This is a genomic window from Pseudodesulfovibrio sp. S3, from assembly GCF_004025585.1.
GTDB lineage: Bacteria > Desulfobacterota > Desulfovibrionia > Desulfovibrionales > Desulfovibrionaceae > Pseudodesulfovibrio.
This window is the reverse complement of sequence record NZ_QTZO01000011.1, coordinates 80,459-101,023: the sequence shown is the minus strand read 5'-3', so window position 1 is coordinate 101,023 and position 20,565 is coordinate 80,459. Positions and strand designations below refer to the sequence as shown.

At 55.6% G+C, this 20,565-nt stretch carries 21 protein-coding genes; 10 read left to right on the top strand and 11 right to left on the bottom strand.

Going from position 1 to position 20,565, the window contains the following annotated elements; genetic code table 11:
* A partial coding sequence (locus DWB63_RS12605; RefSeq protein WP_164879885.1) for a molybdopterin cofactor-binding domain-containing protein occupies positions 1–1,568 on the top strand: 1,568 nt, incomplete at its 5' end.
* A gap of 82 nt (positions 1,569–1,650) precedes the next feature.
* On the opposite strand, the gene DWB63_RS12600 is transcribed toward DWB63_RS12605, so the two are convergent.
* Both DWB63_RS12600 and DWB63_RS12595 read right to left on the bottom strand, forming a co-directional pair.
* The gene (locus tag DWB63_RS12600) at positions 1,651–3,690 is read right to left on the bottom strand and encodes a methyl-accepting chemotaxis protein (protein WP_128329196.1); all 2,040 of its coding nucleotides are present in this window, start codon (positions 3,688–3,690) and stop codon (positions 1,651–1,653) included.
* Positions 3,675–4,754 (bottom strand): HD domain-containing phosphohydrolase, encoded by a 1,080-nt coding sequence (locus DWB63_RS12595; protein WP_206613165.1) that lies wholly within the window; start codon positions 4,752–4,754, stop codon positions 3,675–3,677. The genes DWB63_RS12600 and DWB63_RS12595 overlap by 16 nt, the downstream gene beginning before the upstream one ends.
* Here DWB63_RS12595 and DWB63_RS17340 point away from each other — a divergent pair.
* Positions 4,753–5,037: a hypothetical protein gene (locus DWB63_RS17340; protein ID WP_206613164.1), complete on the top strand. Its 285-nt coding sequence runs from the start codon at positions 4,753–4,755 to the stop codon at positions 5,035–5,037. The two genes, DWB63_RS12595 and DWB63_RS17340, sit on opposite strands and share 2 nt — an antisense overlap.
* Positions 5,038–5,499: 462 nt before the next feature.
* Here the strand turns inward: DWB63_RS17340 and DWB63_RS12590 are convergent, their stop codons facing one another.
* From DWB63_RS12590 to DWB63_RS12550, 9 genes are all read right to left on the bottom strand, one after another.
* Positions 5,500–5,925 carry a hypothetical protein gene (locus DWB63_RS12590; protein WP_128329194.1) on the bottom strand — a complete coding sequence of 142 codons (426 nt, stop codon included), beginning with the start codon at positions 5,923–5,925 and terminating at the stop codon, positions 5,500–5,502.
* A 52-nt stretch (positions 5,926–5,977) separates the two neighbouring features.
* Positions 5,978–6,475 (bottom strand): PocR ligand-binding domain-containing protein, encoded by a 498-nt coding sequence (locus DWB63_RS12585; RefSeq protein ID WP_128329193.1) that lies wholly within the window; start codon positions 6,473–6,475, stop codon positions 5,978–5,980.
* Between the two features lie 39 nt (positions 6,476–6,514).
* Positions 6,515–6,889, bottom strand: coding sequence for a CGGC domain-containing protein (locus DWB63_RS12580; RefSeq protein WP_128329192.1), 375 nt, complete (start codon positions 6,887–6,889; stop codon positions 6,515–6,517).
* Positions 6,886–7,362: an iron-sulfur cluster assembly scaffold protein gene (locus DWB63_RS12575; RefSeq protein WP_128329191.1), complete on the bottom strand. Its 477-nt coding sequence runs from the start codon at positions 7,360–7,362 to the stop codon at positions 6,886–6,888. The genes DWB63_RS12580 and DWB63_RS12575 overlap by 4 nt, the downstream gene beginning before the upstream one ends.
* 79 nt (positions 7,363–7,441) lie before the next feature.
* Positions 7,442–7,777, bottom strand: coding sequence for a DUF5320 domain-containing protein (locus DWB63_RS12570; RefSeq protein WP_128329190.1), 336 nt, complete (start codon positions 7,775–7,777; stop codon positions 7,442–7,444).
* 21 nt (positions 7,778–7,798) lie between these two features.
* Positions 7,799–8,338: a hypothetical protein gene (locus tag DWB63_RS12565; RefSeq protein ID WP_128329189.1), complete on the bottom strand. Its 540-nt coding sequence runs from the start codon at positions 8,336–8,338 to the stop codon at positions 7,799–7,801.
* Between the two features lie 177 nt (positions 8,339–8,515).
* Entirely contained in the window at positions 8,516–9,904 is a 1,389-nt protein-coding gene (locus DWB63_RS12560; RefSeq protein WP_128329188.1) for a sigma 54-interacting transcriptional regulator, read from the bottom strand.
* A gap of 46 nt (positions 9,905–9,950) precedes the next feature.
* On the bottom strand, positions 9,951–10,244 hold the full coding sequence (locus DWB63_RS12555; RefSeq protein WP_128329187.1) for a hypothetical protein: 294 nt from the start codon (positions 10,242–10,244) through the stop codon (positions 9,951–9,953).
* A gap of 508 nt (positions 10,245–10,752) precedes the next feature.
* The gene (locus tag DWB63_RS12550) at positions 10,753–11,556 is read right to left on the bottom strand and encodes an IclR family transcriptional regulator (RefSeq protein WP_128329186.1); all 804 of its coding nucleotides are present in this window, start codon (positions 11,554–11,556) and stop codon (positions 10,753–10,755) included.
* Between the two features lie 775 nt (positions 11,557–12,331).
* Here DWB63_RS12550 and DWB63_RS12545 point away from each other — a divergent pair.
* The 8 genes from DWB63_RS12545 (at position 12,332) to DWB63_RS12510 (ending at position 20,556) form a co-directional block, all read left to right on the top strand.
* A complete protein-coding gene (locus tag DWB63_RS12545) occupies positions 12,332–13,402 on the top strand; it encodes a pyruvate ferredoxin oxidoreductase (protein WP_128329185.1) in 1,071 nt (356 codons plus the stop codon).
* A 1-nt stretch (position 13,403) separates the two neighbouring features.
* Positions 13,404–14,165, top strand: a complete 762-nt coding sequence (locus DWB63_RS12540; RefSeq protein ID WP_128329184.1) for a thiamine pyrophosphate-dependent enzyme — start codon at positions 13,404–13,406, stop codon at positions 14,163–14,165.
* Complete coding sequence (locus DWB63_RS12535; RefSeq protein WP_128329183.1) at positions 14,155–14,709, top strand: 2-oxoacid:acceptor oxidoreductase family protein; 555 nt, start codon at positions 14,155–14,157, stop codon at positions 14,707–14,709. Before DWB63_RS12540 ends, DWB63_RS12535 begins: the two co-directional genes overlap by 11 nt.
* Positions 14,706–14,927, top strand: a complete 222-nt coding sequence (locus tag DWB63_RS12530; protein WP_128329182.1) for a 4Fe-4S binding protein — start codon at positions 14,706–14,708, stop codon at positions 14,925–14,927. The genes DWB63_RS12535 and DWB63_RS12530 overlap by 4 nt, the downstream gene beginning before the upstream one ends.
* A gap of 25 nt (positions 14,928–14,952) precedes the next feature.
* Positions 14,953–17,118: an acetate--CoA ligase gene (locus DWB63_RS12525; protein ID WP_128329181.1), complete on the top strand. Its 2,166-nt coding sequence runs from the start codon at positions 14,953–14,955 to the stop codon at positions 17,116–17,118.
* 74 nt (positions 17,119–17,192) lie between these two features.
* Positions 17,193–17,567 (top strand): Rid family detoxifying hydrolase, encoded by a 375-nt coding sequence (locus tag DWB63_RS12520; protein ID WP_128329180.1) that lies wholly within the window; start codon positions 17,193–17,195, stop codon positions 17,565–17,567.
* Between the two features lie 227 nt (positions 17,568–17,794).
* Positions 17,795–19,183 carry an MFS transporter gene (locus DWB63_RS12515; protein WP_128329179.1) on the top strand — a complete coding sequence of 463 codons (1,389 nt, stop codon included), beginning with the start codon at positions 17,795–17,797 and terminating at the stop codon, positions 19,181–19,183.
* A gap of 167 nt (positions 19,184–19,350) precedes the next feature.
* On the top strand, positions 19,351–20,556 hold the full coding sequence (locus DWB63_RS12510; protein WP_128329178.1) for an FAD-dependent oxidoreductase: 1,206 nt from the start codon (positions 19,351–19,353) through the stop codon (positions 20,554–20,556).
* The last annotated feature ends 9 nt before the right edge of the window (positions 20,557–20,565 follow it).

Below are 20,565 nucleotides of genomic sequence, written 5' to 3'. Positions count from 1 at the left end.
GCATTCACTCCAAATCCATCGGCCTGCACCTGCACCTGTACATGATCGCCCCGGGCCTGGGCGTGGAGCCTGAAAACCTCGTTCTGGTCCAGAACCCGACCGGCGGCACTTTCGGCTACAAGTTCAGTCCGACCATGGAAGCCCTTGTGGGCGCAGCCGCCCTGGCAACGGGCCGTCCGGTCTTCCTGAACTACACCTGGTACCAGCAGCAGACCTACACAGGTAAGCGTTCGCCCTTCATCACCTGGTTGCGCATGGCCGCCACCAAGGACGGCAAGCTGCTGGGCATGGAAACGGACTGGTCCGTGGACCATGGCCCGTACTCCGAGTTCGGTGACCTGCTGACCCTGCGCGGCGCCCAGTATATTGGTGCCGGTTACGACATCCCGGCCATCCGTGGCGAGGGACGCACCGTCTGCACCAACCACGCCTGGGGCGCGGCCTTCCGCGGCTACGGCGCACCTGAAAGCGAGTTCCCGTCTGAGGTGCTCATGGACGAGCTGGCAGAAAAGCTCGGCATGGACCCCCTGGAACTGCGCTACAAGAACGTCTACCGCAAGGGTTCCACCACCCCCACCGGCCAGGATCCCGAGGTCTATTCGCTGCCTGAGATGTTCGACATCCTGCGGCCCAAGTACAAGGAAGCGGTCAAGCGGGCCGAGAGGAACTCCACCGCCGACATCAAGCGCGGCGTCGGCATCAGCCTCGGTGTTTACGGCTCCGGTCTGGACGGCCCGGACAGCTCGCAGGTTGACGTCGGGCTGAATCCTGACGGCACGGTGACTGTCTACTCCTGCTGGGAGGATCATGGTCAGGGCGCGGACATGGGAACCTTGGGCACTGCCCATGAGGCCCTGCGTCCCATGAACCTGACCCCGGACCAGATTCATCTGGTCATGAACGACACCAGCCTGGCTCCCAATGCAGGCCCGGCAGGCGGCAGCCGCTCGCAGGTCGTGACCGGCCAGGCCACCCGCGTGGCCTGCGAGATGCTCGTGGCTGCCATGAAGAAGCCCGACGGCACCTTCCGCACCTATGCGGAGATGGAAGCCGAGAAGCTGGACCTGCGCTACGAGGGCAAGTGGACGGCTCCGGCCAACGACTGCGACGAAAACGGCCAGGGCAATCCCTTCTGCTGCTACATGTACGGCGTGTTCATGTCCGAGGTCGCCGTTGAGGTGGCCACAGGCAAGACCACCGTGGAAAAAATGACCACCGTGGCCGACATCGGCGTGGTCAACAACTTCCTGTTGGTGGACGGCCAGATCCACGGCGGCGTGGCCCAGGGCATCGGCCTGGCCCTGTCCGAGGATTACGAGGACATCAAGAAGCATTCGACCATGATCGGTGCGGGCTTCCCGTACATCAAGGACATCCCGGACAACATGGAGATCATCTACGTGGAAACCCCGCGTCCCGACGGTCCCTTCGGTGCTTCCGGTGTCGGTGAGATGCCCCTTTCCGCTCCCCATGCGGCAGTGATCAACGCCATCTACCAGGCCTGCGGTGTACGTATCCGTGAACTGCCCGCCTACCCCGAAAAGGTGCTGGCCGGACTCAAAGGATAAACTGTAACCGTCCCATAACCAACAAACAGGGCGAACGTCGGCATTACCGGCGTTCGCCCTTTCTTTGTTTCGAGAGACTTCCCTAGCTTTTCATGGAGGAGGGGACGGCTGATACGAGAGCGCTCTCCGGTATGGTTGCTTGGGCAGAATCGGATGTTTCTTCCCGGAGCATGTCTTTGATCATGGCCTTGAGTTCTTCAGCCATGGAGGTCAGTGACCGTACTGCGGCGAAAGAAGCGTTCATGCCTTCCAGGGATTGTTCCGCAATGTTGTTCACTTCGATGACGGCGATATTTATCTGGTCCGAAGTCGCGGATTGTTCCTCCGAGGCAGAGGCTATCCCTTCGATCTGCATGGTGTTGAGTTCCACCAGCTTCAGGATTTCCTTTTGGGACTCCCCGGTTGCTATGGCGAGCCGCGTGCTTTCCTCCACAGCCTCAACGGCGGCACGGGTGTTGTCGATGTTGGCTTCGGAGGCGGCGCAGATAGCCTCGATGCTGCATCCCACTTCCTGCGTGGCCAACATGGTCTTCTCGGCCAGCTTGCGCACCTCGTCCGCGACCACTGCGAAACCTCGTCCGGCATCTCCGGCGCGTGCGGCTTCGATTGCCGCATTAAGCGCCAGGAGGTTGGTTTGGTCGGCTATTTCGCTGATGACATCCATTACCTGCCCGATGCCCTGGACTTGTTGTTCCAGGTTTTCCATCCCGGTGCGCATTTCGTCGGTGTGGTCGTTGACCCTGGAGATGGCCGCGACAACGCTTTCCACGAGCTGTGCTCCGTTTTGCGCCTTGGACTTGGTTTCCTGGGCATTCATTGAGGCCTCGCTTGCGCTTTTGGCTACTTCGAGGACCGCACAATTCATCTCCTCCATGGCCGTGGCTGTCTGCTGCATATGTTCAGTCTGAAGCACGGCCCCCTGTTTTGCCTGTGCAATCATGGCTGAGAGTTCTTCGGCGCTTTGCGTGACCCGGAGAGTGAAGCTCTCCGCCCTGGTCGCAGAATCTTTCATCTTGTCCCGCAGTACAACGGCATGCGCTTGCTGTTTGCGGGCCTCCAGCATTGACTGGTGAGCGTTGTGTGCTTGCTCCCGGGCTTCGACCTGCTTGGCCTCGACTTCGGTGAGGCGCTGCTTGAGTTCCTTAACCATGTTCGAGATGTCGGTGCATAATACGCGGAATTCGGCTTGGAAACGGCCATGGGGGGCAGCGTCCAGATCGCCGCTTGCGACAGTGTTGGAATAGGTCGTCAATGAGGCAAGAGGGCGTGTGATTGATAGAATAACCCAAATGGATATGAGGATTATTGCCAGGACCGTGATCAACTCGATGGATATCAACCATGTAGAGACAGTTTGATCGGAGCGTTTTTTCATTGATGTGAAATAGTTGCGGGTGTCTGTAATGATCGGGTCCAGGACTTTGGTGTTCTCGATAAGCTGTTGGGTGATTGCCTGACTCTCGGTCCGGGCTTTCGTGTAGTTGTCAAAGGCGGTGATGTACGTGGTGAGCGCGCTCAACATGGACATGCGCTCCTCGTCATCGACGTCGATACTGTTGACCAGACGTGTCAGCTCCGCTGTTTTCTTGTGGACCGCATCCAGCTCTTTCGGCGTATGCCTGATCATGTAGTTTTTTTCCTGACGCCTCACCTGGAGCAGGGCGATGAGTATCGCGTCTTCGGAGTGGGTCTTGAACTGGGCTTCCATGGCGCGGGCCGCAGCAATGAATTGCCAGCGAAAGCCCTGAGTTTCTGTCAGGCCGATGGCTTTGGTGATTTCAACCAGCTTGTAAAAAGAGCTTCGATAGCTCTCAAGCTGGTTCTTGGCATGGGCAAGCGGCTTTTCTATTTCCGTGCCTTCGTTGAGTATGGTGGTAAGAGACTGTTCGGCTTGAGCAAAGGCTGCATCGAATTTTTCCAGGTAGCTTTCATCGAGCCGTTGCAAAAAGTTTTTTTCTTGCCGTCTGCACTGTAGAATGGATATTTCGATCTGCGAGGCTTCTTTTTCCAGCCTTTCCATTCTTGCGGTCGTTTTTTTGCCGAACATATCGGCTGTGAAAATGAGCGCATATCCGCTGACGGAGACAATGAGCAGGACTATAAGCTTCATCTTGACTGACATAAGACCAATTCTCCTTTTTGGGCAGTGATGACCCCCTGATCAACAATGCCGAATAACGCACTACAAACATTTGGATCGTATTTGATGCCACTATAGGTTTTCAGTTCATCAAGGGCGGCCTCAAGTCCCAAGGCAGGTCGGTACGGGCGATGTGCACCCATGGCTTCCAGAACATCGGCGACGGCGATGATCCGTGCCCCCAGAGAGATGGCATCTCCCTTGAGCCCTTCCGGGTACCCTGAGCCGTCTATCCGCTCATGATGTTGGTGGATGAAGTCCCCCACGGGATAAGGGAAGGGGATATCCTTTATGATGTCGAGGCCGGTTTCGGGGTGATTCCGCACCAGGCCCGCTTCGCTGACCGAGAGGGCTGAAGGCTTGCTCAAGATGGCCATGGGAATGCATATCTTGCCGATGTCATGCAGCACTGCGGCGATATGGATGGAGTCCAATGTGTCTTGATCCAGTCCCAGGTCCAGCCCTATCGCATGGGAGATGCAAGCCACTTTTTGCTGGTGTCCCGCAGTGTATTGATCCCGTTTCTCCAAGGTCATGGACAGGGCGTTGACCGTTTCGTCCAGAATGGTTCGCAGCTTGGCGTGACTTGTGCTGAGAGCCAGTTCCGACTCCTTGCGTTCAGATATGTCTCTGGAAACCAGCGACACGGCAGTGGTCCTGTCGTTGGACACGATGGGCGAATACGAGTCCGAAACCGGAAACTCGTGTCCCTTTCGATTGCACCGGACCGTTTCCAGGCGAACAACATGGCAGGCGTCCTTTACCTCTTTGAGCACCTGAAGCATCTCGTCTTTCAGGTGTGCCGGGGTCAGATCGTAGATGGAGCGGGCGAGCAACTCTTCCGTGGGATAACCATAGAGTTCCGAGGCACTGCTGTTGGCAAAGAAGATCGCCCCGTCAAGGGATATGGACAACATGGCGTCATTCGAGGAATTGATGATCTCCATTTGATGGTTTATCTTTTCCTCGGCCTTGAACCGTTCGGTGATGTCAGTGCATATGACCATGGCCTCCGGCCTCAACCCGAAGCAGTCGACTTTGGACATGCTGATCTTGAAGCGTCTGGGGCAATATCCGGTTTTTTCAAAGATTCGCTCGACGGTGGCAGTGTTGTCCGTGGTTTTTATGAAGCTTGTTACGTCATCACCCAACCAATCTTGTATGGTTTTGGTCATGCTGTCTGGATTCCCTGCTTCAGAGAAAAGAGTCTGTGCGTATTTGTTCGACTCCAATATGCTTCCTTCATGGGACAAGAGAATCGCAGGAATGGGAATGCTGCTGAAGATTGCCTTGTTGCTTGGCATGAGATTTCCTTATCGACAGGAATGAGAAAGGGTTGATTGTCGGCTGCCTCAGTCGGGGTTGCGTGAAAGTGCATGTGTGGAAATGCAAGCCGTGTGCCGGTGCCGTTTCCTGCACATGAATGCGAATATCTTATCCGATTTACCGTATTATCCCTTGTTTTCGCAGGGTTTTGCACGAAAAAAAGATCTCGCAAGAATGTGGCAATATTGCCAAAAGAAGAGGTATTTATTGTGCCGTAGCTTGATAGTCTTGCCAAGGCTGGGGCTTGGCCAAGCTTGTGGAATACGGCGGTAGAGAATCGGAGTTCGGCCCTGGCGGGCCGCTTCGGCAACGGATAGAGAAAGGGCGATCGTCGGCAATGTCGACGTTCGCCTTCCTTCTATCCGCTTTGAATTGCGCAGAGGGGAGCCGTGTCCCCGTATTTGATTTCTAGAGTGTCAGTTCATTGGACCATGGCGGCTGGCCCTTGGGTTTCTTGCTGCCCGGTTAGTGCTCTCTGGATGCGGCTTCACATGCGGCGCAGAGACGGTCCTTGATGTATTCCATCTTGGAATCGTCTGATTCGTACAAATCGAAACACTTGGCATCTTCCCCCAGGAGGCCGCCTGGGACTTCGTCTCCCAACCCCTTTGGGTCGTCCACCAGTTCATTGTAGAAACAGACCGAAAGCCACCGATCGGCCGGGTCGTCATCAATGATGTCCACCATGGCGAAGAGTCCCCGCTTTTGCTGATTGGCATGGGCCACTCGAAGGGAATAGGTGATGCCGGGGCGGGCTATGAAATTGAAGAGAACGCCGTCCAGGCTTTCAAGGTGTTCCTTGAAGGCCAGGAAACAGGGCTTTGTCCGATTGGGGTCCGTTGACCATGTGTCGAGAAACATTGTCAGTTCCTCGGTGAGTGCAGTGTCCATTGCAGGTGTCCTCTCTGGATTCGTCGTGAGTGTTCGTGGATGTGCGCCAATGTCAGGCGGCGGGGATATCTGCCACAAATCCTTCCAGGAAAGCAGCCACATTCCGGGCTTTTTCCATGGTGATGGTCGGTACTTCTTGCGCCAGTTTCTCCAGGGTTTCAAGGGGCACGCCAATGGCCTTGTGCACCGTGAAGGTCTCGACCTCAGAGTCTTGGGGCAACCGGCCACAGCCGCCCACAATGCCGATGAATTCACCCTTCACGAAGATCGGAGTGCAAATCTTGAGCAGCCCTGCGTCACATTGTTCGATGACGGTTTTCTTCGTGGCTTGCGCCTGCCGGGCCATGTTCTGGTGCGCCACCGAACAGATGGCCTGGATGCCTTCGGGGTGGGATTTGATCTCGGCACACAGCGGGTTAACAAAGTTCTTGAAGCCGGTAAAGGTCATGCCCTTGGAGTCGTAGGCGCAAGCATTGAAACCCCAATCGTTGTGCAGGCTTTTCTCAAAATCAGTCCATTGTTCCTTGGAAAGCAGATCGGTCATGAGCATGGTAAACTCCTCGGTTGGTAAGGGTGAAGGCAGACAATATCAAACTTCAGGCACAAACCCTTCGGGCAGGTGGGCCGTGCCTTGGATGCAGGGAAGCCCGGAGGCGTTGCGCATGCGGTCGAGCAGCGTGTCGAGTTTGTCGCAGAGTCCGCCGCCGTCCAGGGTCCATTTGCCGTCCACCTTGTTGGCGAACAGGCAAGTGGGAACGTGGATGGCCTCGACTCCCTTGGCCTTGAGTATCCGGGCCAGGTCTTCCACGTTGTCCTCGTCACAGCGGCAGGTGAAAACGCCTGCCAGTCGGGTCTGGTCATAGGACCCGAACGCTTGGGAACGTTGCTCCAGGCAGGTGATGCATCCGGTGAGCGGGCAGGTTTTCTCGTTTTTTTCACAGCGGATGATGCCTATCTTGGTCATGATGCCTCCGTTGGGGGAGTGTTGCTTCCAGTCCCTTTGGTTTGGTGTATGCTGCGTTTGAAATAATCTCCCACGGCGTCGTGCAGGGCGTTTGCCGCCAACCAGGCACAGTGTTCGTCATCCTTGAGCAATCCGCCAAGGCTGTCGCGAATCATTTCGCCGGTAACGGAAATCAGGTCGTCGCACCGTTTGAGCAGGGCCAGCTCGGCAGCCATGGAGCCGCTCATTATGCTGGATGCACAACCGTTGGTGAGAAAACCGGCGTCGCGTACTTCGTCGTTTTCGATGTGAAGGAAGATGTCTATGGTGTCGCCGCATTTGCCTGTGGATGTTCCTTGGCAATTCGTGGCGGGCGGTTTCCCCTGATGGGGTGTTTTACACCACCGATCAAAGGCCTTCTCGCCATAGGCGGATTTTGCCTGTTCGTTAATCTGGTGTTGCAAATCGTCTACGAAAACATCAAAGTCGGCCATTGTTTAATCCATGATTTTATAAGGTTTTACGGCGGTGTATGGGGTACACCGCCGCATAAACAGGTTGTCTTGGGAAAGGCTATTCAGCGCTTTCCTTTTCCATTTCAGCCATACGTTGGCGCAGGGTTTTCAGCTCGGCTTCCAGGGTGGCTGCGCGTTCTTCCAGGGATGATTGAGCCATGGGATACCCGCCGCCAAAGGCAGGGGTGTTTCCCCATGCACGGCCACCGCCGTAGCCCCTGCCGCCTCGGAATCCGAAGCCGGAGCCGTTGCGGGCGCGCATGCCGCCGCCCATGCCGTAGCCAGCGCCAAATCCTCCGCCGAAGCGGGGCGCGTTGACCCCGGTGCACATTCCAAGACCGCGCCCTGAGCGCGAGCCCATCCCATTAGGTCCTGTTCCGTCTCTGCGTGGCATGATTGCCTCCTTGTATTACGGTTACGCCCGCACCATTGGCGCGTGGCAGTTGGGGCACCGTTGCCTTGAGCAGGGCACGCCCGGTTCGTGCACGAGTGCGTATCCGCACATGGGGCAGCGGCACATGGCGTTTTCGGTCGGGATGACGGATGCTCCGTACGGCAACCCCGAACCGCCCCTCCGGCGGAACCGTTGTCCATGGCCTCCGGCATGTGCACGATCTGCGGCATATCCGCAGCCCGGCATGCGAAAACAATCCTCTTTCAGCCGTTTTTCCCGCCATGCCCGGATCACCGTTGCCAGTTCTCCGGCAACAAAGGGATGAACCGCTATGCCCCGTAAAACAAAGGTGTCGTGAAGCGGTCTTGAAATGGCTCCACAGATCAGAATGGACACCCGGCGTCCGAGAAGAGTGGAAATGACTGTCTCAGGCACATGGCAGGTCAGTGATATCCGGTCGGGTTCAGTGTCGCCCGACTCCTCGTCGACAATGGCCACTTGAGAGGCCACGTCAAAGACCGGTGCGATTCGTTCTTCCCATATGCTGAAAGCTGCATTCATGTCGGCTCTGCTCCTTGCCAAACAGAAAAGCATCAACCGTGCCAAGTCGCACCATTGCGCTCTTGTTGTTGCAACACCCTGTTCTTGAACTAAAATTGATAGCAAGAGGAGAGTGGAGGGGGTGTCCATGGGGTCGCGTTGTTGCTACTCTCCCGGGTTGTTGGGGTCGCATTTTCGCTACCTCTGGTCCGGGCCATCCAGACCCGTTTTGTCATTGCGGGTAGGCAGGTCAATACCCAATTGGCTGATTTTTCTGAACAAGGTGCTTTTATGGATGCCGAGTTCCCTGGCGGCGGCAAGGCGGTTGCCTTGGTTGCGCGAGACTGCATCCCGAATAAGCTGAATTTCCAGTTTTTTTATCGCGCCGGCCAGTCCTCCGTATGTTTGGGCTGCAACCGTGCCGGTCATCCTGAAAAAGTCTGGCGGAAGATGGCCCGGCTCGATCAATCCCTCATGGCAGACGATGAACGCGCGCTCAATGATGTTGCGCAGTTCCCGGACATTGCCCGGCCAGGAGTGGATCATGAGCAGGGAAAGGGTCTCGGATGCGAGACCGTCTACCTGCTTGCCTTGCAGCGCGTTGAAATACTGGATGAAGTCCATGCACAATAACGGGATGTCCTCCTTGCGCAGGCGAAGGGGGGGGAGTTCCACCCGGGCGACGTTGATTCGGTAGTAGAAGTCTTCGCGGAACGTCCCTTGCCTGACCATTTCGGCCACGTCGCTGTTGGTGGCGGCAATGATGCGCACGTCTGCCTTTTCCGGTGCGACGCTGCCCAGTGGGTCGTAGGCCTGTTCCTGGAGCACCCGCAACAGCCGTACCTGCATGGCCGGGCTGATGTTGCCGATTTCGTCGAGAAACAGGACGCCGCCCGCAGCCTGGGCAAAGCGGCCCGGTTTGTCCTTGGTCGCCCCTGTGAAGGCCCCGGCCTTGTAGCCGAACAGTTCCGATTCCAGCAGGGTCTCGGGCAGAGCACCGCAGTTGATGGCCACAAAGGGGCCGTCCTTGCGCGGGCTCAGGTCGTGGATGGTGCGGGCGATGAGTTCCTTGCCGGTCCCGGTTTCGCCGAGGATGAGCACGGTGCTCGAACTGGCGGCCACCGGGTCGAGTGAAGAGAATACCCGCTGCATTCGAGGGCTGCGGCTGACCAGATCGCCCACGCGGAAGCGGCCTTCCAGCTCGTTTCGCAGGGCTTCGACTTCGCTCAGGTCGCGGAAGGTCTCGGCCCCGCCGATGACCTTGCCGTTTGCATCACGCAAGACGGCTGTCGACAGGCTGATGGGAATGCGGTTGCCCGCCGCGTCGATGATGTACCCTGTGCGCCCAATCTGCGCCATACCCGTTCGTTGGGTCTCCCTCAGACAGCACAGGTCATTGCACATGGAAGAACGAAACACGTCGGAGCAACGCCTGCCAAGGGCTTCCTTGCGGGGGATGCCGGTGATCCTTTCCGCCGCGTTATTGAACGAAGTGATCCGCCAGTCCGTGTCCACGGTGAACACGCCGTCGGAAATGCTTTCCAGGATTGCCTGGTACTGCTCAGACGAAGGGCCATCATGGAACATGGCAGCAATCTCCTTTCGGCTGAAGCATCATTTCTCCGACACCTGATTACGTATCCGACTGCCCGGTCAGGGCGGCTGCCGCGGCAATGCAAATGGCCACTGCGGGCTGGGTATCCTCGGCAGAGAATTCCCTCTTGCCATGGGTCAATGTCGCCCGCCATCGGCAGTCATAGAGGCTTTTGGGGGCCAGGTCCGTTAGCTTGAAGGAAAACCCCTTGGATTCCATGCAGTCCACCAGCCGCAACGCCGCATTCACATCCGCACTGGGCGGCACGGGCAAGTCGACATCCAGGAGTCGGCCGAACAGTTCTTCAATTTCTTCCATGGTATGATTTGACATGCGATGTGTCCTATAGGGTCTCCGAGACATTGTTATATGAATATATGTACAATGAACCGTGACATTGAAGCACCGATACCAGCCAGAGTCAATTCACAACTTGCCCGATTGTGGCCCTGTAAAGGATAGGAGAATAAGGAGGCCGGATTGGCCTGCTTTCAGTTTTTGAATGGTTATCAGAAAAAATACTGAGCTATAAGAATCTCTACCTGTAATAACATGAGAAGTCTTGGCATTTCATGGGGAAGTCACTCGTCCTGCCATCGGTTCGGAAGGAGGCTGATTCTGAGGGCTGTGAGGACGGGGGATAGGCATGCCACCCCGCAATTTCTTGTCGCGTGTGGGAGCCCTCCACGGGGAACTGCGAAGATCTGTCAGCAGGGTGAAGGGAGCACTGAGTGGGCGTTGCCTTCGACAAGGGGCACCGCACGCGAATCGGGAAAACGGGCAAGAAAAAAGCTCGCGCATTGAAGGCGTTTCAGCGAGCTTTTTTCTTGCCCGTATGCCGCTATACGTTTTGTTCGAAAGGAAGACATGCGGGGGAAGCCCCGAGCCTCATGGAGATTTGTTGCGCTGCTCGGATAATGCTGCTTTTGATGTGGGCAGAGGTTTTTTCATTCAGTCGCGCTGTGGGGGCCGAAACACTCAGGGTTGCCACGAGTTTGTTTTGAACGTCGAAAATGGGTGCAGCCGTGCAGCGGACACCTTTGAAAACTTCTTCATAATCGTAGGCCAGTCCGGTTTGGCGAACTGCCTCCAACTCGGCACGAAGATCCTGCATTGCTTTGTCTGTGTCTGGGAAACAGGACTGTTCCTTGATGAGTTTGATCACCCGTTCGGATTCTTCCTGTTCGGCAAAAGCGAGAAAGATCTTGCCGGATGCGGACTGGAATAAGGGAAAGGAACTGCCGATGATGGAATCCTGCCTCAGCATTTGCGAGGTGACCTGCTTGTCAACCACGAGCATCTGTGTGCCGGAAGCAACGCATAGGTTGACCGTTTCGTCCACCGCATTCAAAAGTTCCTGACAATAGGGGCGGGCAACATCCACCATGCTGGAGTGCCGCAACATGCGGCTGCCGATGGAGAACAGCTTGAAGGTGAGGCTGTATTCGCCTCGTTCTTTTTCCTGAAGGACATAGCCGTTATCGCTCAAGGTCAGGAGCATGCGGTGTACGGTGGTCTTGGGTAGGTCCATTATTCGACTCAGTTCTGCCAACTCCCATGACTTTTTTGTCGAAAGCATTTCAATGACAGAACAAGCCTTTGTAATTGCTGTGATTTCGTAATATTTTTTGGTGCCTTTCGCCATATGGTCCTCCCCTGCTATCGCTGATATTCAACCGGCAGCACTATACATGTAGTTGTAATGAAAAAAACAAGTCTATGCACAGAACCGTGTCCGCGTTGGGCAGGATGTGCTGAAGGCCCCACATGGCAAGGCGTGCGACCCCGCTTTGAAACGGGCCAATCCTTCACCCTCCCCTGAAGCTCCTGCAGCGTCCGGACGAGTGCATAAATCGTTCGAGGTTGATGCTGTACAACATATACCTGCGGTTAGCTAGGTTCATAATGGCGAGAAATCAATTTTTCGGCCCATCATCCCGCATGGTGTTATGATCGAGATTCAAAGACGCCTGCTATTTGTTTGATAGATTGGACAAATAGAAAGTGGCAGATATCTATGCAAACATAGGCTGACCTCTATACCTCCATCTCAAAAAATAATTCCCGGAATGTTAACATATTTGGAAAACAACAGTTCTGACGTTTTTGTAATTTATGACGTTTGTTGATCAAAAAAACATCCCTTTTCGCCCCTCTGAAGATGGGGGGATAATCTGATTTGCGGTATAAAAAAAGATGCCTCAGCATATTTTTTACTGATTTACCCCATGTAATACGTTCAAGATTCTGAAAAACGAAGCTTTTTCGACTAAAATCAAGGATTCAAGTTTTTTTGTTGACATCCGGATTTTTTTCCCTGTAAATATTTTTTAAGAACGGTACGGCATACCGCAATGCGGAACAGAAGCCAAAAGAGCGCCTTCGAGCGCCGATACCTTTAAACTCTGCGAGGAGTCAGGATGAAAGAAACACTGTTTTTGAAAAACACGGAAGCGTTCGCCGAAAGCATGATTCGCTGCGGGATACGCTGCCACTTTGCCTACCCGATTACCCCGGCTACGGACGTCATGAAGTATACGTCCAGAATGCTGCCTGAGGTAGGCGGACGCATGGTGCAGATGGAAAGTGAACTGGCCGTGTCGAATGCGTTGGCGGGCTATGCCTGTGCGGGCAAACTGGGTGCCACGTCCTCTTCAGGGCCCGGCATGACGTTGATGCAGGAAGCAATCGGTTTCATGGCAGCTGGCGAGCTGCCATGCATTATGCTCGACGCCATGCGCGTCGGTCCCGGTGACGGTGACATCATCGGTGCACAGAGCACCTATTACCAAGCGACACGCGGCGGAGGTCACGGCGATTACCGAGTTATCGTGCTTGCGCCTTCGTGTGGACAGGAAATTGCCGAGCTCATGCCCCACGGCATCAAGCTGGCCCTGACCTATCTCACCCCGGTTCTTTTCGTTGTCGACGGCGTCACTTGCCAGATGACCGAAACTACGACTTTCGACGAACCGTATGATTATACGGCAGATTTCGACACCTCCAGCTGGGCCTACACCGGCACGGCAGACCATCCCAAACGGTTCCTTCTCACCGGCAGTTACACGCATGAGCAGGGCTACGAGATGAACGAACGTATGCGCCGTAAGTATGTTGAAATCTCGGAAAACGAACAGATGTGGGAGCAGGAGAAAGTGGACGATGCAGAAGTGCTTGTAGTCGCTTTCGGCATCCACGGACGCATGTGCAAGGACCTGGTCGAATCCTTCCGGGCCCAGGGAAAGCGCGTAGGATCCATCCGTCCCATCACGCTCTGGCCTTTTCCGAACAAAGCCTTCGAGAGCATCCCCGCTTCGGTGAAGTCCATTTTGGTTGTGGAAATGAATCACGGCCAGATGGTTGACGATGTGCGTCTGGCAGTAAACGGGAGAGTGCCGGTGCATTTCTTGGGCAAGACCGGTGGAGACATCCCCATGTGTACCTTGGCGGATATGACCCGCGAAGCCAGCAGATTGCTTGAGGGAGAGTAGCATGCAGACATTAGCAGATTATTACGGCGAAACGCTGAAATTTGATAAGCTTACCAGTTATTGCCCGGGCTGTGGACACGGAATTGTCACCCGTCTGGTGGCCGAGACCATCGAATCCATGGGGATTCGGGAAAAAACCATGTCCGTGGTTGGCATCGGCTGCGGCGGTTTTTCGCACCACTATCTGGAAGTAGACGCCATTGAGGCCATACATGGACGTGCTCCGGCAACGGCTATTGGGTACAAGGTCGCTATGCCCGATCATGTCGTGTTCACTTACCAGGGTGACGGCGACACGAGCGCCATCGGCCTGCATGAAATCATGCATGCCGCCAACCGCGGTATGCCCATCACCTGCATCATGGTGAACAACTCCGTGTTCGGCATGACCGGTGGGCAGATGTCCCCGACGACCATTCCAGGACAGGTAACCACCACATCGACCAAAGGGCGAGATGTCCATATCCATGGCTATCCGCTGCTGGTGCCGGAGATGATGCGGGCAATGAAGGGCGTTGCCTACCTCGCCAGGGAAACCGTTGTTGACGTGAAGAGCATCAACAGGGCCGCCAAGAGTATCCGCAACGCCTTCGAGTGTCAGGTTAAGGGTTTGGGCTTCGCCTTCGTGGAAGTCATTTCGCCTTGTCCGACCGGACTCCACCTGTCGGTGCCCGACGCATACGCCTACGCCGCCAAAGAGACCCTCAGCTACTTCAAACCTCAGATTTTCAAAAATGAATTGGAGAAAAGCGATGAAGTATAAGTGTGCATTTTCAGGTTCCGGCGGTCAGGGTGCTGCGCTGATGGCAAAGCTCACCTGCTATGCCGGCATCAAAGAAGACAAGCAAGTGGTCATGACCCAGACTTACGGCGTTGAGCAGCGTGGCGGCGACTCCACGGGCTTTGTCGTTGTTTCCGACACCCCCATTGGCAACCCCATTGTCGAGTCCGACGCGGATATCGGTGTGGCCATGAGTGAAAGCATCTATCAGGCCACCTTGGAAGGCATGAAGGAAGGCGGGGTGCTGTTTGTAAACAGTTCCATGGTCAAGAAGGTGTTGACCCGCCCTGAGGTGACACAAGTGCATCTGCCTGTTTCCGGAATGGCCCAGGACATGGGGAATGTGCGTGTGGCCAATATCATCATGCTGGGTGCCGTGGTTAAAACCACCGGCATGTTGGGCATCGATTCCGTTGTTGCCGCTCTTACCGATGCCATGGGGAAAAAGAAAGCCGCTTTACTTGAAATCAATATCCAGGCCCTGAACGCCGGCGTTGCGGCTGCGGAAAAGGAGGCTTGCAAATGAGCAAGAAAATGAAACTGCATCTGATTGAGAGCGTGCGTTGCAAGTCTTGCGGCCTGTGTGTCGATGCTTGTCCCAAGCAAACCCTTGCCATCGGTACCGAGCTCAATCCGCAGGGCTATGCCTACGTGGTTCAGGTTGCTCCCGAAAAATGCATTAAATGCAATGTTTGCCGTATCGTCTGCCCCGATGTTGCCATTGGCGTCATTGAAGCGAACTAATCATTTGGAACAAGGAAAATAGAACATGTCAGATTTGAATCCTCTTTTTCGGCCCAAGAGCGTAGCGCTCATCGGCGCTTCGTCGGATCCGAAAAAATACGGGTACTGGACCGCCAAGGGCTTGATTGACAGCAAGTTCACCGGTGACCTGTACTTCATATCAAGAACTGCCGCTGCAGATATTCTGGGCAAAAAACCGTATGCCAGTATTTCAGATGTTCCTGGTCCGGTAGACATGGCCATCGTTGGTATTTCTCCCAAATATATTCTGCCGGTTATTCAGGAGTGCGCCGACAAGGGCGTGAAGGCCCTGGTTGTGGTCGCCACCGGCTTCGGTGAGACAGGTGCTGAAGGGAAGGAACTGGAAAAGAAAATAGTCGCCATCGCCAAAAAGACGGGCATGCGGATCCAGGGTCCCAACTGCATGGGCATCTTCAGTTCGCCCGTCCATCTTAACGCCAGCACCATTGACCTGGCCGACGGCCCCATGGGGCTGGTGCTCCAGAGCGGCAACTTCGGCATTGATATCAACTTCAACGCCAAGACCCGCGGCATCGGCTACAGCGGATGGGCCAGCATCGGCAACCAAATGGACCTGCGTTTTGCCGACTTCGTGGAGTACCTCGGCCAGGACGAGGCCACGCGCGTGGTCATGATGTATATGGAAGGGTTGCGCGTCGCCTCAGTGGACGACGGCCGCAACTTCTTGAAGAATGCCCGCGTGGCAACACTCAAGAAGCCTCTGGCCGCCATCAAGATTGGCCGCAGCCAGGCGGGTGCCCGCGCCGCCGCTTCGCATACGGGGTCTCTGGCCGGCAGTGAGAGGATCTTTGACGCCGCCCTTAATCAGGCCGGAGTGGTTCGGGTGGAAACACCGCAGGAACTTCTGGATGTGGGCGAGGCCTTTTCCCGTTGCAAGAAGCCCAAGGGCAACCGCATTGCCATCCTTACCGATGGCGGTGGGCACGGTGTCATGGCCACGGATATGGCCGAGCCTCTCGGGCTGGATGCCTTTGTGCTCTCCGAGGAGACCCAGGAAAAGCTGCGTGCCATCCTCATGCCCCATTGCCCCATCAAGAACCCTGTCGACCTTGCGGGTACGCCCGAACACGACATGTGGGTGTTTGACCGCTGCGCTGAAGTGCTGCTGGCCGATCCCGAAGTGGACGGATTGGTCATTGCAGGACTGTACGGCGGCTATTGCGATTTCTCAGAGGAATTTCGCCAGTTGGAAATGGATGTGGCCAAGAGCCTGGTCGAGCGGGCGAACAATTCGGACAAGCCTGTGCTCATGCATTCCATGTACTACGCCCAGCAGCCCGAAAGCCTGACCTATATCCGCAAGCACGGCTTCCCTGTCTACGGTTCCATCGATTCTGCCATGCGGGCCATGGGCGCTTTGGTCGGTTTCAATAGCCGCCAGGAAAAGATCAAGGAGGAAATTGCCGCGACACCGCCGCAGCTTCCCGAGGATCGCACGGCCAAGGTCAACGCCATCTTCAAGACTGTTCGCTCCCAAAACAGAGTCAATCTGGTGGAGACCGAGGCTCGTGAAGTGTTGCGAGCCTATGGCTTCGACCTTCCGGGACACTTGCTCGCCGCCAGCGCGGACGAAGCAGCCAGGCTGTTCACCCAAATGGGTGCAGACAAGGTGGTTATGAAGATCGTCTCGCCCGACATCCTCCACAAGACCGATGCCGGCGGAGTTATTCTGCACGTTGACAGCGAGGCCAAGGCTCGGGAGGCCTATGACCAACTGATCGCCAACGGCAAGGAGTATAACGCTTCCGCCGATGTTTTCGGCGTGATGTTGACCCCCATGCTGCCCGGCGGCGTGGAATGCATCATCGGCAGCAGTTACGACAGCACCTTCGGACCTGCTGTCATGTTCGGCCTGGGCGGTATTTTCGTCGAGGTTCTCAAGGATGTGGCCTTTCGCGTTGCCCCCGTGAATGCTCCCGAAGCGAACCGCATGGTCCGCGAGATCAAGGGGTACCCGATTCTGACCGGAGTTCGCGGGCAGGCAGGGGTCAACGTGCCCGCCCTGGTGGAGGCTATCAGTCGGCTTTCGTATATGGTCGACGAGCTCAGTGAAGTGGCCGAGGTCGATTTGAACCCGGTGTTTGCAACAGCAAACGGCATTGACGTTGTGGATGCCAGAATCGTGTTGCAGCCTACAGATAACAAGTAAAACTCCCCCGGTGGCTTCGGCCGCCGGGGGGCTTTTTCTCAACAACTGTTAAACTTTATCCAAAAGAGATTGTTATGGAATTCATTAACGACAAGAATGCTCCGGCCCCATTGGGTCACTATACGGATGCGATCCGAAGCGGCAACACGCTCTACCTTTCGGGCCAGGGGCCTTTTGGAAAGTCCGGTGAATTGGTTGGGACGAATATTGCGGAGCAAACCGAGCAGGCCATGCAAAACTTGGAATCACTTCTGGATTCAGCCGGCCTGAGTATAAAAAACGTGGTCAAAGCCTCGGTCTACCTTGCCAATTGGGACGATTTCGCAGGGTATAATGAGGTCTACAAGAAATACATGGGCGATCACAAACCGGCGCGTGCCACCGTTGAAGTGAGCCATATTGCCATGGGCGCACTCATTGAAATGGTATTTACGGCAGAATTCTCTTAACCAACGCCCTTGGCGGGCGGTGGTCTGCGCTTATCAGCCCCCGATTCTCCATGATTCGGATGAGCGCGACCGCCGCCTGCCCCCCGGGCCAATTGGGTGACGACATGAACAAGGTCGCTTGATTTGAGAACTTTTTGCGGGCCTGAGGAGAATCGTATCTGCGTGAAGTGGTTAAATTGTTCCACAGAACAGGAGACATGTATGCGACATATTTGGAGGATAGTGTAATGGAAAAGGAGTTCTTGACCGAATTATGTGACAATTCTCCCCTAAACAGTTTTCATAAGCATCTGGCCGTGTATTCTGCCGGGGGGCCTTTTTTGGATGGTTACGTGATGGGCATGATCGGTATCGCCTTGGTGCAGATCACGCCCTTCATGCAGTTGTCTCTTTTTTGGGAAGGGATGATTGGAGCTGCCACCTTGGCTGGCATGTTCCTCGGCGGTTTTGCCGGGGGCTGGTTTACGGACAAATACGGCCGCCAGGTGCTCTACACTATCGACCTGATCGCGCTCGGCGTGTTCTCGCTTGCCCAGTTCTGGGTCGACGGTCCTCTTTTCCTTTTCATCCTCCGCTTTCTGCTTGGTATGGCCATTGGCGCTGATTACCCCATTGCCACCGCCCTTCTTGCTGAATTTACCCCCAAACGTTTTCGTGGCCCCTTTATAGGCACGTTGCAGGCCATGTGGTTCGTCGGGGCCAGCTGTGCCTACATCGTCGGCGACATCATGCTGGGTTATGGCCCGGAAGCATGGCGGTGGATGCTTGCCAGCGCTGTTCTGCCCTCCGTGCTTTTTCTCTTCATGCGCCGTAATACGCCGGAATCGCCCCGATGGTTGATTCAGAAGGGGCGCTACAGTCAGGCCCGTGCTGTTCTCAAGCGAGTTTACGACCAGGATATTCCCATCGAATTGATGCAGAGAGTGTCCATGACCAGCAAGCCTGTCAGCATACGGCGTCTGTTTCAGTCGGGATACGGTACCCGCATGTTGTTCATCACCATCTTTTGGACCTGCGCCATCGTTCCCTTGTTCGCAGTGTATTCCTTTGCACCCAAGATCATGGCAGCCCTCGGACTCGCAGGGAGCCTGGGCCATACCGGAGCCGCGATTCTTACGGTCATTTTCATGATCGGCTGTATCGTCCCCCTGCCGTTGGTCAACACAATCGGCCGCCGCTCCCTGCTGCTGCACAGCTTTTTCTGGTCGGGTGTGGCGTTGCTGTTGCTCGGTGTCTTCACCGACAGATCTCCGTACCTCATCCTGGCGCTGTTCGCGATATACGCGCTGGCCACCGGCGGTTCGCAGAACCTGCAATTCATCTATCCCAATGAACTTTTTCCCACGGAAATTCGCGCTTCGGCCGTGGGACTTGCCTCTTCATTGAGCCGAATAGGCGCGGCCATCGGCACCTATCTCGTGCCCTTGGCCCTGGCGCGGCTGGACATCAAGGTCACCATGATGATCGCGGCCGGAATAACATTCCTGGGCTATGTGGTCAGCCTGAAAATGGCTCCAGAAACCCGCGATTGCAGCCTGGAGGAAGCAGCGTGTTGCGAAGAGAATGAGACGGTCGGCGGTTTCATACCGGAGGTCTCCGATTCTGTTGTTCGTTGATATGTATGTGGCATTCTGGTGTTTTTCCGTGGATAGGTCGGGCCACGATCTTCCCGGAGGGGAATGGATCTTGGTTAACTTTTCAAGAATCTAATATTTAACAACCTTTCTGGTCTTCGGGCGTGTTGCGGACGCTCAATGGATGCAGGGCAATAAGGAGAAATGACATGAGCAGCAAACGAACAGCCGGAGCCGTCGTCATCGGTGGTGGGGCCGTCGGAACGGCTGTTGCCTGCTACCTCGCCATGGACGGGGTGGACGTAACACTGGTGGAACGGGGAGAATTCGCCTGGGGCACCAGCCGCCGTTGTGAAGGGCACGTGGTCACCTACGACACGCCTCCTGGTGACTACAGCGTGTTCTGTAAGACAGGACAGGAATTGTTTTATGAAGCCCAGAAATTCCTGCCTGTGGACTTCGACTTCACCCCCGAAGGCATTGGCCTGTTGGTGGACGATGAGAGCCACCTTGAAACGGTCAAGGCAAACTACGAAGGCAAGAAGAAAGAGGGATTCGATGTCACCCTTTGGGACAGGGACGAGTTGCGTCATCGCGAACCCAACATCGGTGATAATGTCCTTGCCTGCCTGAACTTCAACAATGACTGTACATTAAACCCCATGCGCCTTTGCTTTGGCCTTGCCAAGCATGCCGAGGCCAATGGTGCGACCATCTTGCCGCGTACCCGGGTAACGAACCTTCGCATGGAGAATGGGCGGGTGAGCGGAGTGGAGACGGACAAGGGCTTGATCGCCACGAAAAACGTTATCCTCTCTTCCGGTGTGTGGACACCGCAAATGGGCGCCATGCTTGGTGTGAATATTCCCATTCGCCCACGCCAGGGTCATATTATCGTCACTGAGCGCGTCAAGGGTCTGCTGGGCAAGGCCTATGTGGAATATGGATATCTGCTGACCAAGCATGGTTTGAAACGTGAAAATGTGACACCCGACATGGATAAGTTCGGCGTGGCCTTTGTTATTGAGCCCTCTTCGGCAGGAACCGTGCTGATCGGCAGCAGCCGCCGCTTTGTGGGCATGGATATACGCCCCCACCCCGCAGTCATGCGCGCTGTGGCCGAACGGGGAAATCAATTCTTCCCGACCTTGTCCGACATGCGCATCCTCCGCTGTTACGCCGGCGTCCGGCCTGCAACGACGGATGAATTGCCCATCATATCCACCACCCATGTCCCTGGTTTGTTCGTGGGGGCAGGGCATGAGGGCCTCGGCATCAGCCTCTCTCTCATAACGGGCAAAATCATGTCGGAACTTGTCCGTGGTCAAGCTCCGTTCATCGACACCAGCTACATGAGTATTGATCGGTTTGGCTTCAACCCTCCGGCGCTGCCCGCCGGAGAAGCGTCGGTGTAAGGAGGAATA